This is a genomic window from Paenarthrobacter sp. TAF1 (assembly GCF_052113825.1).
GTDB lineage: Bacteria > Actinomycetota > Actinomycetes > Actinomycetales > Micrococcaceae > Arthrobacter > Arthrobacter nicotinovorans.
In genome coordinates, this window is sequence record NZ_JBFRDO010000004.1 from 397,892 (window position 1) to 409,983 (window position 12,092).

Genomic DNA, 12,092 nt, shown 5'->3' on the forward strand with positions numbered 1-12,092 from the left:
GTGACGGGGGTCCAAAACAATGGGCATCAGCTGGCAGGATCGTACTGGAAAGCCCTGACTTCCTGGGCACAGCGGCACGCCGCCGCCATCCTTGTGGCCCATTCCAGTGCGGCCTCGTAGGAGGGCAACTCCAGGATGGAATAGCCAACTTCGAACTGCGACGTTTGCGGGTACGTTCCCTCCCGAACCGAGCCGCCGCCGTCGACCATGACCGGCGGGATGCTTTCATCGATACCCCCGCCGAACACCCACACTCCTGCGTCTTTGGCCTCCTGTACTACGGCGTGGGCCGCTGCAGCCACTGCAGGGAGTTCTTCCTCAGTGATGTCCATGGCAGCACTGGGAAAATAGATCAGGTACTTGGTCATCGCGATGCTCCTTCAGGCACGGCTGGGTAATCTCGTCATCCTTGCCGATCCTCCGGGGCCCGTAAAGGGCACGACACCTTGCCGGGATCAGAGAGGCAGCCGCGCGTCCAAGCAGGCAACTTTGCCCAAAAGCATTCGTGGCAATAGCGTTTACTGTGGCGAAGTCCATGAAAGGGCAAAGAGTTGATCAGTGTACCGAGAGCCCAAGGTTCCACCGAAGACTTGACCGGCATTGTGGGGGTCGCCGCCCAGGTGATTGATGCCCTGGGCGAATGGGGCGTGGGCCTGATGACGTTCCTGGAGACCGTGTTCCCTCCCATCCCCAGCGAGGTGATACTCCCCCTCGCGGGGTTCCTGACCCAGCAGGGAAGCATGAACATTGTTCTGGTCTTCGTCACAAGCACCCTTGGCGCATACGCAGGGGCGTTGTTCCTGTATTGGCTCGGATACAAGGTTGGTTTGGAGAGGTCCATCTCGCTGCTTTCGAAACTTCCGCTGGTGGACAGGGAGGACTTCGAGAAAGCCTCCGGCTGGTTCGAACGCCACGGCAAGTCCGCGATTTTCTTCGGCAGGCTACTCCCCGGCGTGCGGAGCCTCATTTCCTTGCCCGCAGGCGCCGAACGGATGAACCTCATGACGTTCTCCATCTTCACGATCGCCGGCGCGGGACTATGGAACGCAGTACTGATCGGCCTGGGGTCACTGCTTGGCAAGCAGTACCACCTGATCGACCAGTACTCGCGGTTCCTCAACTACGCCGTGTACGCAGCGTTGGCGGTTTTTCTGGGATGGCTCGTTATTCGAAACGTCAGGCGCCGCCGGCAGTCAGCTGACCGCCGGTAGCGACTGCGGGGTGACCGGCATCGGTCTCCGCAGGAACACAGCCACAAGAAGTGCCGCCAGGAGGCACAGCCCGGCATTGACCCAGACGGCGGCTGTCACGCCGCTGAGCACCGAAAGGGCATCCTGGCGGCCGATGGCCAGAATATGCGCGGTGAAGACAGCGCTCATGACCGGAATGCCCAGGGTGATGCCGATCTGCTGGCTCATGGTTGCCAGTCCCGTGGCCAAACCCTGCTCGGATTCAGGCAGGCCCGAGGTTGCGGTGACCATGAACCCGACAATGACCACAAGGTTCGCGACTCCCCCGATGAACGTTGCAGTCAGCAGCAGGCCGATGGAGGCAGGGTCAGCACTGAGCAACACAAGCAGGCCAGTGGCCGTTGCCTGAACGAGGAATCCATAAACGATCGCCTTCTTGCTCCCGATCATGCCGATGATCTTCGGCCCGAGGACGCCGCCCAGGACAGTACCAAGACCCAATACTGCAAAGGCCAGACCTGCACCGAAAGGTGTGTAGCCGAGGACCTGCTGGAGATACAGGGTCAGGAGGAAAACCAGGGACGTCTCCGTGACAAACGCAAGAATGCCTGCGATGTTCGCCCAGGCCACGGTCGACCGCTTCAGTATCTCCAGCGGCACCAACGGCGACGCAGCACGCCGCTCGACGGCTGCGAACGCAAGGAAGAACACGACGGCGGCCCCCAGGGCACCCAGGGTCAGCGGATCGGTCCACGAGTGCTCGGCAGCGTTGGTGAGTCCGAAAACCAAGGCCAGAAGGCCCAGAGTTACGGTCATTGCCCCCGGTACGTCCAACCGCAGCTTGGCAGCGGGCTTGCTTTCGGCCAGGACGATCGGAGCGATGGCAAGCACTCCAACGGCCACGGGAACGTTCAGGAAGAAGGCCCACCGCCAGCTGAGAAGGTCTGTCAGAAGGCCTCCCAGGATGGCGCCGGTGGTGAACCCAGCGGCCATAAGGGAACCGTTGAGTCCCAGGGCTTTGTCCCTGAGCGGTCCTTCCGGGAACGAAGCCAGCAATAGTGACAAGGCAGCGGGGACGACGATGGCTGTGGCGGTGCCTTGGCCCACACGGGCGATCAGCAGTACGGCTGGGTCGACTGCCATGCCACCGGCCAGGGAGGCTGCACCGAGCAGGGCCATCCCTATGAGGAACATCGTGCGGCGGCCAACGATGTCGGCAACACGTCCGAACAGTAAGGTCAGTCCGGCGGCGCACAAGGCGAACGCCGTCGCAATCCATTGGAGGTTCTCCAAACTGAACCCGACGTCGGCACCGATGGCGGGGAGGGCGACGTTGAGGATGGAGAAATCAACGGCGAGGGTGAAGCTGGCCGCGAGCAGGATGATGAGGGCGAGTCGTTGCCTGCCTGCCATCCGGGCAGACGGCGTGGTAATCCGGCGGGCCTCTGATGGGGGTGGAGCCGATCCTGTGGCTAAGTCCTGGTGCGAGGTCATGGGTGTTTCCTTCCGTGGAGTACTTGCTGCGTCCGTCGGCAGTGTCTCGGATCTCCACCTTCACCGAATGCCAGCGCATCAACCACACCCCCTCTTGCCTACCCCTGGCAGGGACAGGACAGTTTCAGGCAGGACCGGCAGAATGGGTTCATGACCAGTCAAAGCGAACTTGGGGAGTTCCTTCGTATCCGGCGCGCTTCCCTGCAGCCGGAGGATGTCGGCCTCCTCAACTACGGCATCCGCCGCGTACCGGGGCTCCGCCGGGAAGAACTGGCGATGCTCGCCGGAGTCAGCAGCACGTACTACACGCGCCTTGAGCAGGGCCAGAGCAGCAACGCCTCCGAGGCTGTCATCGAATCAATCGCCCGGGCCCTGAACCTGAACAGCGATGAACGCACGCACCTGTTTAACCTTGCCCGGGCAACGACCACCAAACGGCGAACAACCATGAAGCCGGACAAAGCCAGGCCCGGCACCTTGCGGCTGATTCATTCGATGCCGACCACACCGGCCGTTGTCTTGGGCCGCCGGAGCGAAGTGCTGGCATGGAATGCCCTTGGCCACAGGCTTGTTGCCGGTCATCTGGACTTCTCTGCGCCTTCAACGCCGGCGACAAGGCCGAACCTGACCCGGATGCTGTTCCTCGACCCCCACACCCGTGAGCTGTACACACATTGGGGCGAGGAAGCCAAGCGGGCTGTTTCGTCGCTGCGCCTGGTTGCCGGCCAATCCGCGGACGATCCCGAACTGGCCTCCCTGGTTGGAGAGCTGACCATGAAAAGCGAAGAATTCGCAGCCCTGTGGGCCCGGCATCCGGTCGAGAACTGCATGTCCGGGCTGAAACATCTTCATCACCCGGACGTTGGGGATCTGGTGCTCAATTTCGAGGTTCTTACCCCTCCGGACGAATCAGGGCACCGGATTCTCATGTATGCGACTGATCCTGGTTCTTCCGCCGAAGGAGCCCTTCAACTGCTGGCGTCCGGCCAGGTGGGCGAAGTTCCCGGGGAGACACGTTCACTGCAGCCAAGATAGCTGCGGTACACCTAAACTGTGGAGCTAAGGAGATTCGAACTCCTGACCTCTTCGATGCGAACTCCCACCCGGGAGTACTTGGTTCTCTTCATTTCCTCAGACGTCAACGTCACCGACTAACGGACAAGCGGTGGCCGGGCTATTTGCCGGAGGTCGCGCGACCGAAAAGGCGAGAGAACCAGCCCTTCATCCCTGACTGCGGCTGGTGGCCTTTCCCTTCACCGCCAGATGCTTTCTGCTCCCCGCCGATAACCGAGCCGTCGTCCGCAAACCCCTTGCTCATCAGCAAGAGTTCAACATCATCATCGTTCTCTGGCGTGCTCGGCAATCTGGATGCATTTCGGTCCAGATGTTCGAAGTAGGCAGCTGACCGACCGCGTACCAGCGGTTTCCTTGGCGATACAGCGTGATCTCTTCCGCGCGGTAACTGTGAAGTCCACCATTCACCGTTCGGGCAAGAATGCGTTCCTCCCCGGCGGACACGGCGCGGTCATGCCATCTTTTGACGCACTCATCATCCTGCTCGCCCGTGCTGGCTTCTCGCGCTGCGACTGGGTTTGGTTCCGCCCAGTCGTACTCGTTTCGGTGCTCCGAGAGGTCAGACAATGGTGATCATGACGTTCCAGCCCTGCCCAACCTGAACACGTGGCATCCACCCAGTGGCGCTGGCCCGAGGATACAACCACAAAATTCCCGCGCTGTCACGGGCCAGCACGTCGGCTCGGCCGTCACCACTGAAGTCTCCGGGAGCGATGATGGCAGTCATGACGTTCCACCCCTGACCGGACCGCACCGGCGGGTACCAGCCACCTGCCCCGTCGCCGGGATAAATCCACAGCACACCGGACGTGTCCCGTGCCAGGACATCAGGTTCCCCATCTCCGGCGAAGTTTCCGCCGCCAAGAATTGTCGTCATGACGTTCCACCCCTGACCCACCTGAACCCTGGCGGACCAACCGCCGGCCCCATTTCCCGGATAGAGCCAAAGGACCCCGGCCTGGTCACGGGCCAGGACGTCGGGAAGGCTGTCGCTGTTGAAGTCGCCCGGGCCGACAATGGCAGTCATCGACTGCCAGCCTTGCCCGACCTGAATCCGCGGATGCCAGCCGCCGTCTCCGTCGCCCGGGTACAACCACAGCGCCCCGCCTCCATCCGTGGCGAGCACGTCCGCTCGTCCATCACTGTTGAAGTCGCCGCCAGCCACTATGGACGCCATGGAGTTCCATCCCTGACCCACACGGTCCGGCGGGAGCCAAGCTCCGGCACCATTGGTCGGGTACAGCCACAGGGCTCCGTTGGTGTCTCTGGCCAGCACATCGGCGCGACCGTCGGTCGTGAAATCCCGGTTGGATGGATCCCGGATGACCGCTACTGACCCGTTCCGCGAAGGTACGTAGACCGCGTGTGTTTCGGGATCGATCTTTGGCGTGCCCGGATCCGTGACATAAAGAGTCTGTGTGGTGGTGCTGCCATGGATCACTGACACCGTGTTTAGTCCGATGTGAGTTACGTATAGCGTATGGGTTGCGGAATCTACCGCCACGAAGCGCGGAAAATCCATGTACAGGTCGAATTTGATGGTCCTGACGACCCGGTCCCCGTTGATCACCGAGATGGTCCCGGCGAAGACTCCCGGAACGTAGACGTCGTGGGTGACCGAATCCACCGCGATCGACAAAGGACCGCCGCTCGTCGTGGGAATGGTCTGTGTGACCACGCCATCGTTGATGACCGAAACTTTGCTGTTGGAATAGTTGGCCGCGTAGACGGTGTGGGTGGAGGTATCCAGTGCAACCGCCCACACATAGCCGCCATCGATGGGTATCGTGCCGGTCACCTGATCGCCCTCGATGACAGTCAGGCCCGTCATCCCGTTGGCAACGTAGATCTTCCCGGTGCCAGGGTCCACGGCAACATCCATCGGCTGGTGCTCCACCGGAATGGTCGCTGTCACCGTTGTGCCATTGATGATCGACACCGAGTCGCTTGCCGAATTGACCACATACACGGAGTGCGTCAGCGGATCCAGTGCCATTGCGGCCGGGTGTTGCCCGACGACTACCTTCGTTGTCAACACTCCGTTCCTGAACACTGAGACGGTATCGCCTAACAAATCGGCAGCGTAAAACAGTCCCGTCGCGGGATCATAGGCAACGGACGTGAACGTGCCGGAGCCCTCATAGGAATCGCTCACTTCAGGAGCCGCCACCGCAGGGTTACCACTCTGAACGGCAACGGCGGAAACGAGAGCCAGGACCACAACGCTGACGATTCGAGCCAGGTAACTGCGCATGCGGCTCACCCTACCGTCAGTCATGAGCCTCACGGGGTTATCCCGACGATCGGGCGTGAACGTGCCGTTGCAGCCGCTCTCGACCCGTCTCCTATTACGCACTACTATAAGAAATATAAAGACTTTAAAGAATTTATAGGAGTGTAAAAGTGGCCGCGAAAAACCCGTTCAAACCGACAGCTGGTGCCCGCCCACCGCTTCTTATCGGCCGGGACGACATGCGCCAAGATTTCGCCGAGAGCATCGAGAATGGGCCCGGAGCCCCCGGGTTGCTCTCCATCTTCACCGGACCCCGCGGCATCGGCAAGACCGTCATGCTGGGGGAAATTGAAGACGAAGCCATCGAGCACGGCTGGATTGTCATCTCGGAAACCGCCACGGCCGGACTCGTGGACCGCATCGGCAGCGCCGTCCGCGCCGCGGCTGAAGAGCTCGGGGACGGCCCTGCCGGCCGCCGGATTACCGGCGTGACGCTCGGAATCCTCCGCGTGGATACCCAGCTTCCGGCTGTGCGTGAGGTTCTCTGGCGGCGGCAGATTACCGAACTGCTGGAAAAGTTGAGCGAGCAGGACACCGGGTTGCTGATCAGCATCGACGAGATTCATGCCGTGGACCGGACGGAGCTCTCCGAAATCGCAGCGGTCGTCCAACATCTGATCCGGGAGAGCCTTCCCATTGGCCTGGTCCTTGCTGGTCTGCCTAAATCTGTCGAAGACCTGCTCAACGAAGGCGTCTCCACCTTCCTTCGCCGCGCCGAAAAGTACGACCTGCACAGGACCTCGATAGACGAGGTCGCCGAAGCCTTTAGAGATACTTTCTCCGAAAGCGGCGTGAGCATCAGCGACGAACATCTCCGGCAGCTGGCCGAAGCGACGGGCGGCTACCCATTCCTGATCCAGCTCGTCGGCTACCACGTGTGGAGTCAAGCGAGAAAATCAGGAGCCGTAGTCACCGACGAGGCGCTGGCTGCCGGTGTACAGAAAGCCCGCCGCCGTATGGGTGCCACCGTCCTGCAGTCTGCCTACTCGGCTCTATCCGATGTCGATCAGTCGTACCTGCTGGCCATGGCTGAAGACGATGGCCCATCCAGCACAACGGCAATCGCGGAGCGTTTGGGTGTGAACGCCGTATACGGCGGCCAATACCGGCTCCGACTTCTGGCCGCAGGGGTCATTGAAACAACAAGCAGGGGGTACGTGGACTTCGCTGTCCCGACATTCCGCGAATTCCTCCGCGACACACCCGCTTATGGACTTCGGTTGCAGCACCCAAAACACTGAGAGCCACGCTGTAGCGCTCTGCTCCGGAGGGGGTCAGCCGTTTCACTGGTGCCTATATGACCCTATCCAAGCCAAAGCGTTACGTATGTGTTTATTCCGTCAGGTCCGACGGCTCAAATTCCTTGCAAAGTGTGGAGCTAAGGAGATTCGAACTCCTGACCTCTTCGATGCGAACGAAGCGCTCTACCAACTGAGCTATAGCCCCCGGACCAGACGTTTCCGCCAGACCAGTGTCCCTAGGCTACAAACTTTCCCGGCGCTTTTCCAACCACGACACGAACGTCTCCGCGCCAAGCGCTTTCTCCGGTGCGAGGTTGTGTCCGGAGCGCAGGAAGGCCCCCATGCTGCCGGGCAACGGAACGGTGAGAATCAAACCCCGCGCGCCGGTCACAGCCTTCCAGGACCCGGCCAGGGCGCGCATGGAGAGAACCTCCGGACCGCCTACCGTCCGCAGGTGGTGCAGCGAAGGAAGAGAATCCGACAACGCTTCTTCCAACAGAACTGCTGCAACATCCGCCGGAGAAATCGTCTGGAAATCCACGCCTTTGAACACTGGGATCAGCCCGACCCGGGAACCCGCAGCGAAGACCCCAGCAACCAGACTGTGGAACTGGGTCGCCCTGACCACCACGGTTTCCAGCGGCGCCCCGGCATACTTTCGTTCCTTATCGGCTTTGGACACGTAATAGGGAAAGCTGCTGATATCACAATTGATGATGGAGAGCATCACGGCTCTTGGGACGCCGCTGGTGTGGGCGGCAGCCAGAAGCCTCGCGCCGCCGTCGGCGAATTGTTTTTGCGCCTTGCCGAACTGGCCTTCGAGGCAGTCAATAACGACGTCGGCACCCGCCATAGCGGCCGCCAGGCCTTCACCTGTGGTGACGTCGCCGGCGAAGTAAGTGGCGCCGTCGTGATGACTTGCCGAACCGACCGGCGGAACGTGCCGGCTGAGGACTGAAACCTTATGCCCTGCCGCCAAAGCGAGCCGGACAACCTCGCGGCCCACCTGTCCGGTGCCACCAGCGACGCAGATGGAACTCATGGTTCGTTACGCGCGGCGTCGTTGCAGGACATCGTCCAGGTTGCTCAGGGCACTCGGGGCCTTGGCTGAAGCGACTGCGGTAGCAGCGTCAGTTTGCCCGGCGGCCTGCTTCAGGACGGGCTTGCCGACAGGTTTCGGGGCCTCCGGAAGGTCAAGGGGCTCCGGCGCCGGACGGGGCGCCTTGGCAGCGTCGACATACGTGGGCTTGGGAACCTCTACGGGCTTCCAGCTCGCACCTTTGGAGTCAACGGCGGCCTGCGCCGACTCGTCGCCGGCCGCAACTGCGACGGCCAACGCCGCTTGGCGAAGTTCGACCGCCGACAGGCGGGCGGCCTCACGACTGGTGGCTTCGGCGTCGAAAACTGTGGTTTCCTTCGCCTCTACAACCGGCTCCTTCGGCAAGTAGCGTGCTGGTGTCGGAATGGGCGACGCCTGCGCTGCACGGCGTGCGCGTCGTTCACGAAGATCCCGAAGGGCGAGCTTACGCAAAACGACGACGGCGACCACCGCACCGATGAACGAGACCAGGGGCAACCAGACAGAGCCCGTGCCGAAAAGACGGAGTATGCCGGAAACGATTGCCGTCACGAGCAAGGCAAGTCCGGACACCGCCAGTGTGAGCCGCGCGTAGCGGATGGTGAACGGAGTGCTGGACGACTTCCCCAGGGACGGCTCTGACGCGCGGGACGCCTGTGCTTTGCTGTGCATGGTCTCCATCGGTTTCTCCTGCTGAGGTGCCAAAGTCAGTACCACCCCTGCCTGCGGTTCGTCTGGTTCGTCGTCGAAAGCCTCTGCTGGAACAGCGGCCGCTTGGACTTGTTGCCGCCTGTTCCGAAGAACGTACGGCGCCACCCAGACCATCCACAGCGCGACAGTGACCACGAGTATCACTGAGCTGCTGAGAGGGAAGTCCACATTCAAAACCGTAGAAGCAAATCACCGGGGGTGGCGGCATTGCGGCCGGTGTGTCGTGGTCGAGTCCGCAAATGACTGGAGATAAAGCTGAAAAGCCCTATGACCTGCCCGTTTGTCCTTTGAGCCATCTGCGCAAGAGACCCTCCGGGACTTCTTCGGAGGTCAACGCGAAGGAGCGATGGTCAGCCCACTGTCCGTTGATGTGCAGATACCTTTCCCGGTACCCTTCGTCGCGGAATCCGAGCTTTTCCACCACGCGCAGGCTGGGCCCGTTTTCGGGGCGGATATTGATTTCCATCCGGTGCAGACCCAACACAGTAAAGCAGTGGTCGGTGGCCATGGCTACAGCTGTGGGAGCGATCCCGCGCCCGGCCCGGTCTTTGTCCACCCAATAGCCAAGCGTGGCCATCATGGCCGATCCCCACACAATCGACGAGACCGTCAATTGGCCAACGATGGCGGGCTCCCGCGCGCCTGCCGTGCGTTCAACGATTACGAACGGCAATCCGGTGGACTGACGGGCCTGCTCGTTCAGGGACGAAACCATTTGGCGGTAGCTGGGGAGGCGGCCACCCGGAGCCGGGTTGGACGCCTCCCACGGTGCCAGCCAATCACTGTTCCGGGAACGGACCTCGGACCATTCCCGCTTGTCGCGATAGCGGATGGGCCGAAGGGCCAGGTCTCCGCACTCCAGCGTTACCGGCCAGATCGCAGACCCGTACATCCGTGTTACTGGGGAAGCGTGGCGGTGAAGTTCGGCAGCCACTCACGCAGCTCAGGACCAAGGTCTTCGCGTTCGCACGCGAGCTCGATGCACGCCTTCAGGTAGCTGAGCTTGTCGCCGGTGTCATAGCGGCGGCCGCGGAACACCACGCCGTACACGCCATAGCCTTCGCCTTCGCCGGCAGCCAGGACCTCAAGCGCATCGGTCAGCTGGATTTCGCCACCGCGGCCGGGGCCGGTCTGCTCCAGGACTTCGAAGACGGCCGGGTGCAGCACGTAGCGGCCAATCACGGCGAGGTTTGACGGCGCCTCTTCCGGCGACGGCTTTTCCACCAACTGCTTGATGCGGACGTAACCGTCCTCGCCGATATCCTCGACGTCGGCGCAACCGTAAGCGCTGATCTTGGAAGGCTCGACCTCGATCAGGGCTACCACGGAACCGCCGGTCTTCTGCTGGACCGCAATCATTTCGCTCAGGAGGTCGTCGCGGGCGTCGATGAGGTCATCGCCCAGCAGGACGGCAAAAGGCTCGTAGCCGACGTGCTGCTTTGCACGAAGGACTGCGTGGCCGAGGCCGTTCGGGTCGCCTTGGCGGACATAGTGGATGTCGCCCAGGTTGGTAGCCGACTGAATCGCTTCCAGCTTGGCGGTGTCGCCCTTCTCAGCCAGGGTCGCTTCAAGCGCCGGAACACGGTCAAAGTGGTCTTCCAGGGCGCGCTTGCTGCGTCCTGTGATCATGAGGACGTCGTGCAGGCCAACCTTCACCGCTTCTTCGACGACGTACTGGATGGCGGGCTTATCGACCACAGGCAGCATTTCCTTCGGCATCGCCTTGGTGGCGGGAAGGAACCGGGTACCAAGACCCGCTGCGGGGATGACGGCCTTACGGACAGCGTTGTTATCGAGAGTCACCGGACTAATGTAACGGAAGGAAGAGAGCATCAGCTAAACCCCCCGCCGCGCGGGCCGCACATTTTATTGCCGGCAACACACAAGGAAACACTTTAACCGGACCCGACGAACCCCCAGGATTGGATACAGATGGCGTCGAAAGAAGACATCCGCCGCAACCGGCGGCTGTACAGAAGGGCCCTGACACCAGGGCAAATCGCTGTTGCGGGCGAAGCGATAGCCAGGCACGGTTCCTCGTGGGCCAGCTCCGTCACGTCCGGAACACCGTCGTCGTTCGCGGTGTACGTGGGAGTCGCCTTCGAGCCACCCACCATGCCACTGCTTGAAGCCCTCCACGAAGCGGGCCATGAAGTCCTGCTCCCCGTCTGCGAACCGGAACGGCAACTGAGTTGGGTGTATTGGACGCCGTCCACGGTCTTCACAAGGTCCGCCTACGCTCCCATCGACGAACCCACCGGTGAGCGCCTGGACAGTTCAGTCGTCGCTTCGACGGCCGGAATCTTCATGCCGGCCACCGCAGTGGACCGGGACGGGAACAGGATTGGCCAAGGCGGCGGTTATTACGACCGGCTCCTGCAGGGCCTGGACGCGTCCGGCCGGCGGCCGCCCACCATCGCGGTGGTGTACGACGACGATCTGTTGCCTTCAGGCTCCATACCCGCCGAGGCCTTCGATCGCCCGGTGCGGGAAGTGCTGACACCTTCGGGCGTTGTGGTTCTCGACAACGCAGCGGAGCCCGTCTGACTCCCGGTCATTTCCGGCGGGTTCCGGTTGGTGAGCTCCGGCACAAGTGCTGGCACACCTCAGGGGGACGGATGATAGAATTGGCACTCAGGCCCTGGGACTGCTAATGCGGAAATTATTCGGCACGGCGGAGCAGGACCTGAACTTTGTCCTAAAGGAGGAACTCAGTGCCCACATACGCATACGCCTGCAAAGACTGTGACCATGCCTTCGACATCGTCCAGTCCTTCTCAGACAGCTCCCTGACAGAGTGCCCTGAATGCAAAGGCACGCTGCGCAAGAAGTTCAACAGCGTGGGCGTCGTGTTCAAGGGCTCTGGTTTCTACCGCACTGACTCCCGTGACGCCAAGGGCAGCACAGTATCCGCTGCGCCCACGTCACCGGCTGCACCCGCAGCTGCGGCCACGCCCGCTCCCGCACCGGCCGCCGCGGCGAGCTAGCCCCGGAACTTTTCCACATAGGCA

12 protein-coding genes and 1 tRNA gene are annotated in these 12,092 nt (G+C 61.9%); 5 read left to right on the plus strand and 8 right to left on the minus strand.

The genetic code is table 11. The features are described 5' to 3' along the window. Nucleotides 1–26 precede the first annotated feature (26 nt). Entirely contained in the window at nucleotides 27–368 is a 342-nt protein-coding gene (locus tag AB4Y81_RS08060; protein WP_441995637.1) for a YciI family protein, read from the minus strand. A gap of 183 nt (nucleotides 369–551) precedes the next feature. Here AB4Y81_RS08060 and AB4Y81_RS08065 point away from each other — a divergent pair, with 183 nt between their 5' ends. After that, complete coding sequence (locus tag AB4Y81_RS08065) at nucleotides 552–1,211, plus strand: DedA family protein (protein ID WP_064721623.1); 660 nt, start codon at nucleotides 552–554, stop codon at nucleotides 1,209–1,211. Here the strand turns inward: AB4Y81_RS08065 and AB4Y81_RS08070 are convergent. Then, on the minus strand, nucleotides 1,194–2,603 hold the full coding sequence (locus AB4Y81_RS08070; protein ID WP_441995656.1) for an MFS transporter: 1,410 nt from the start codon (nucleotides 2,601–2,603) through the stop codon (nucleotides 1,194–1,196). The genes AB4Y81_RS08065 and AB4Y81_RS08070 overlap by 18 nt on opposite strands. Before the next feature lie 231 nt (nucleotides 2,604–2,834). Between AB4Y81_RS08070 and AB4Y81_RS08075 the strand changes: the two genes are divergently transcribed. Then, nucleotides 2,835–3,719: a helix-turn-helix transcriptional regulator gene (locus tag AB4Y81_RS08075; RefSeq protein WP_039242304.1), complete on the plus strand. Its 885-nt coding sequence runs from the start codon at nucleotides 2,835–2,837 to the stop codon at nucleotides 3,717–3,719. A gap of 598 nt (nucleotides 3,720–4,317) precedes the next feature. On the opposite strand, the gene AB4Y81_RS08080 is transcribed toward AB4Y81_RS08075, so the two are convergent. Next, nucleotides 4,318–6,012 (minus strand): FG-GAP-like repeat-containing protein, encoded by a 1,695-nt coding sequence (locus AB4Y81_RS08080; RefSeq protein WP_441995638.1) that lies wholly within the window; start codon nucleotides 6,010–6,012, stop codon nucleotides 4,318–4,320. Between the two features lie 149 nt (nucleotides 6,013–6,161). Here AB4Y81_RS08080 and AB4Y81_RS08085 point away from each other — a divergent pair, with 149 nt between their 5' ends. Continuing rightward, nucleotides 6,162–7,292 (plus strand): ATP-binding protein, encoded by a 1,131-nt coding sequence (locus tag AB4Y81_RS08085; protein WP_441995639.1) that lies wholly within the window; start codon nucleotides 6,162–6,164, stop codon nucleotides 7,290–7,292. 132 nt (nucleotides 7,293–7,424) lie between these two features. Here the strand turns inward: AB4Y81_RS08085 and AB4Y81_RS08090 are convergent. The 5 genes from AB4Y81_RS08090 to galU all read right to left on the minus strand — a co-directional run bounded on the left by AB4Y81_RS08090 (nucleotide 7,425) and on the right by galU (nucleotide 10,914). Further along, nucleotides 7,425–7,497, minus strand: a tRNA-Ala gene (locus AB4Y81_RS08090). Between the two features lie 36 nt (nucleotides 7,498–7,533). Continuing rightward, entirely contained in the window at nucleotides 7,534–8,334 is an 801-nt protein-coding gene (locus AB4Y81_RS08095; RefSeq protein WP_441995640.1) for an SDR family oxidoreductase, read from the minus strand. 6 nt (nucleotides 8,335–8,340) lie between these two features. Beyond that, a complete protein-coding gene (locus AB4Y81_RS08100; RefSeq protein ID WP_441995657.1) occupies nucleotides 8,341–9,216 on the minus strand; it encodes a hypothetical protein in 876 nt (291 codons plus the stop codon). 130 nt (nucleotides 9,217–9,346) lie between these two features. Beyond that, complete coding sequence (locus AB4Y81_RS08105; protein ID WP_441995641.1) at nucleotides 9,347–9,973, minus strand: GNAT family N-acetyltransferase; 627 nt, start codon at nucleotides 9,971–9,973, stop codon at nucleotides 9,347–9,349. 5 nt (nucleotides 9,974–9,978) lie between these two features. Next, nucleotides 9,979–10,914 carry a UTP--glucose-1-phosphate uridylyltransferase GalU gene (gene galU, locus AB4Y81_RS08110; protein WP_018776606.1) on the minus strand — a complete coding sequence of 312 codons (936 nt, stop codon included), beginning with the start codon at nucleotides 10,912–10,914 and terminating at the stop codon, nucleotides 9,979–9,981. 99 nt (nucleotides 10,915–11,013) lie between these two features. On the opposite strand from galU, the gene AB4Y81_RS08115 reads away from it, so the two are divergent. Both AB4Y81_RS08115 and AB4Y81_RS08120 read left to right on the plus strand, forming a co-directional pair. Continuing rightward, complete coding sequence (locus AB4Y81_RS08115) at nucleotides 11,014–11,628, plus strand: 5-formyltetrahydrofolate cyclo-ligase (protein WP_441995642.1); 615 nt, start codon at nucleotides 11,014–11,016, stop codon at nucleotides 11,626–11,628. 167 nt (nucleotides 11,629–11,795) lie between these two features. Beyond that, the gene (locus AB4Y81_RS08120) at nucleotides 11,796–12,068 is read left to right on the plus strand and encodes an FmdB family zinc ribbon protein (protein ID WP_018776608.1); all 273 of its coding nucleotides are present in this window, start codon (nucleotides 11,796–11,798) and stop codon (nucleotides 12,066–12,068) included. Nucleotides 12,069–12,092: the final 24 nt, after the last annotated feature.

Coding starts and splice junctions, on each gene's coding strand:
- AB4Y81_RS08060 (WP_441995637.1), bottom strand. CDS start 368: ATGACCAAGTACCTGATCTATTTTCCCAGTGCTGCCATGGACATCACT.
- AB4Y81_RS08105 (WP_441995641.1), bottom strand. CDS start 9,973: ATGTACGGGTCTGCGATCTGGCCGGTAACGCTGGAGTGCGGAGACCTG.
- AB4Y81_RS08070 (WP_441995656.1), bottom strand. CDS start 2,603: ATGGCAGGCAGGCAACGACTCGCCCTCATCATCCTGCTCGCGGCCAGC.
- AB4Y81_RS08095 (WP_441995640.1), bottom strand. CDS start 8,334: ATGAGTTCCATCTGCGTCGCTGGTGGCACCGGACAGGTGGGCCGCGAG.
- AB4Y81_RS08080 (WP_441995638.1), bottom strand. CDS start 6,012: ATGCGCAGTTACCTGGCTCGAATCGTCAGCGTTGTGGTCCTGGCTCTC.
- AB4Y81_RS08075 (WP_039242304.1), top strand. CDS start 2,835: ATGACCAGTCAAAGCGAACTTGGGGAGTTCCTTCGTATCCGGCGCGCT.
- galU (WP_018776606.1), bottom strand. CDS start 10,914: ATGCTCTCTTCCTTCCGTTACATTAGTCCGGTGACTCTCGATAACAAC.
- AB4Y81_RS08115 (WP_441995642.1), top strand. CDS start 11,014: ATGGCGTCGAAAGAAGACATCCGCCGCAACCGGCGGCTGTACAGAAGG.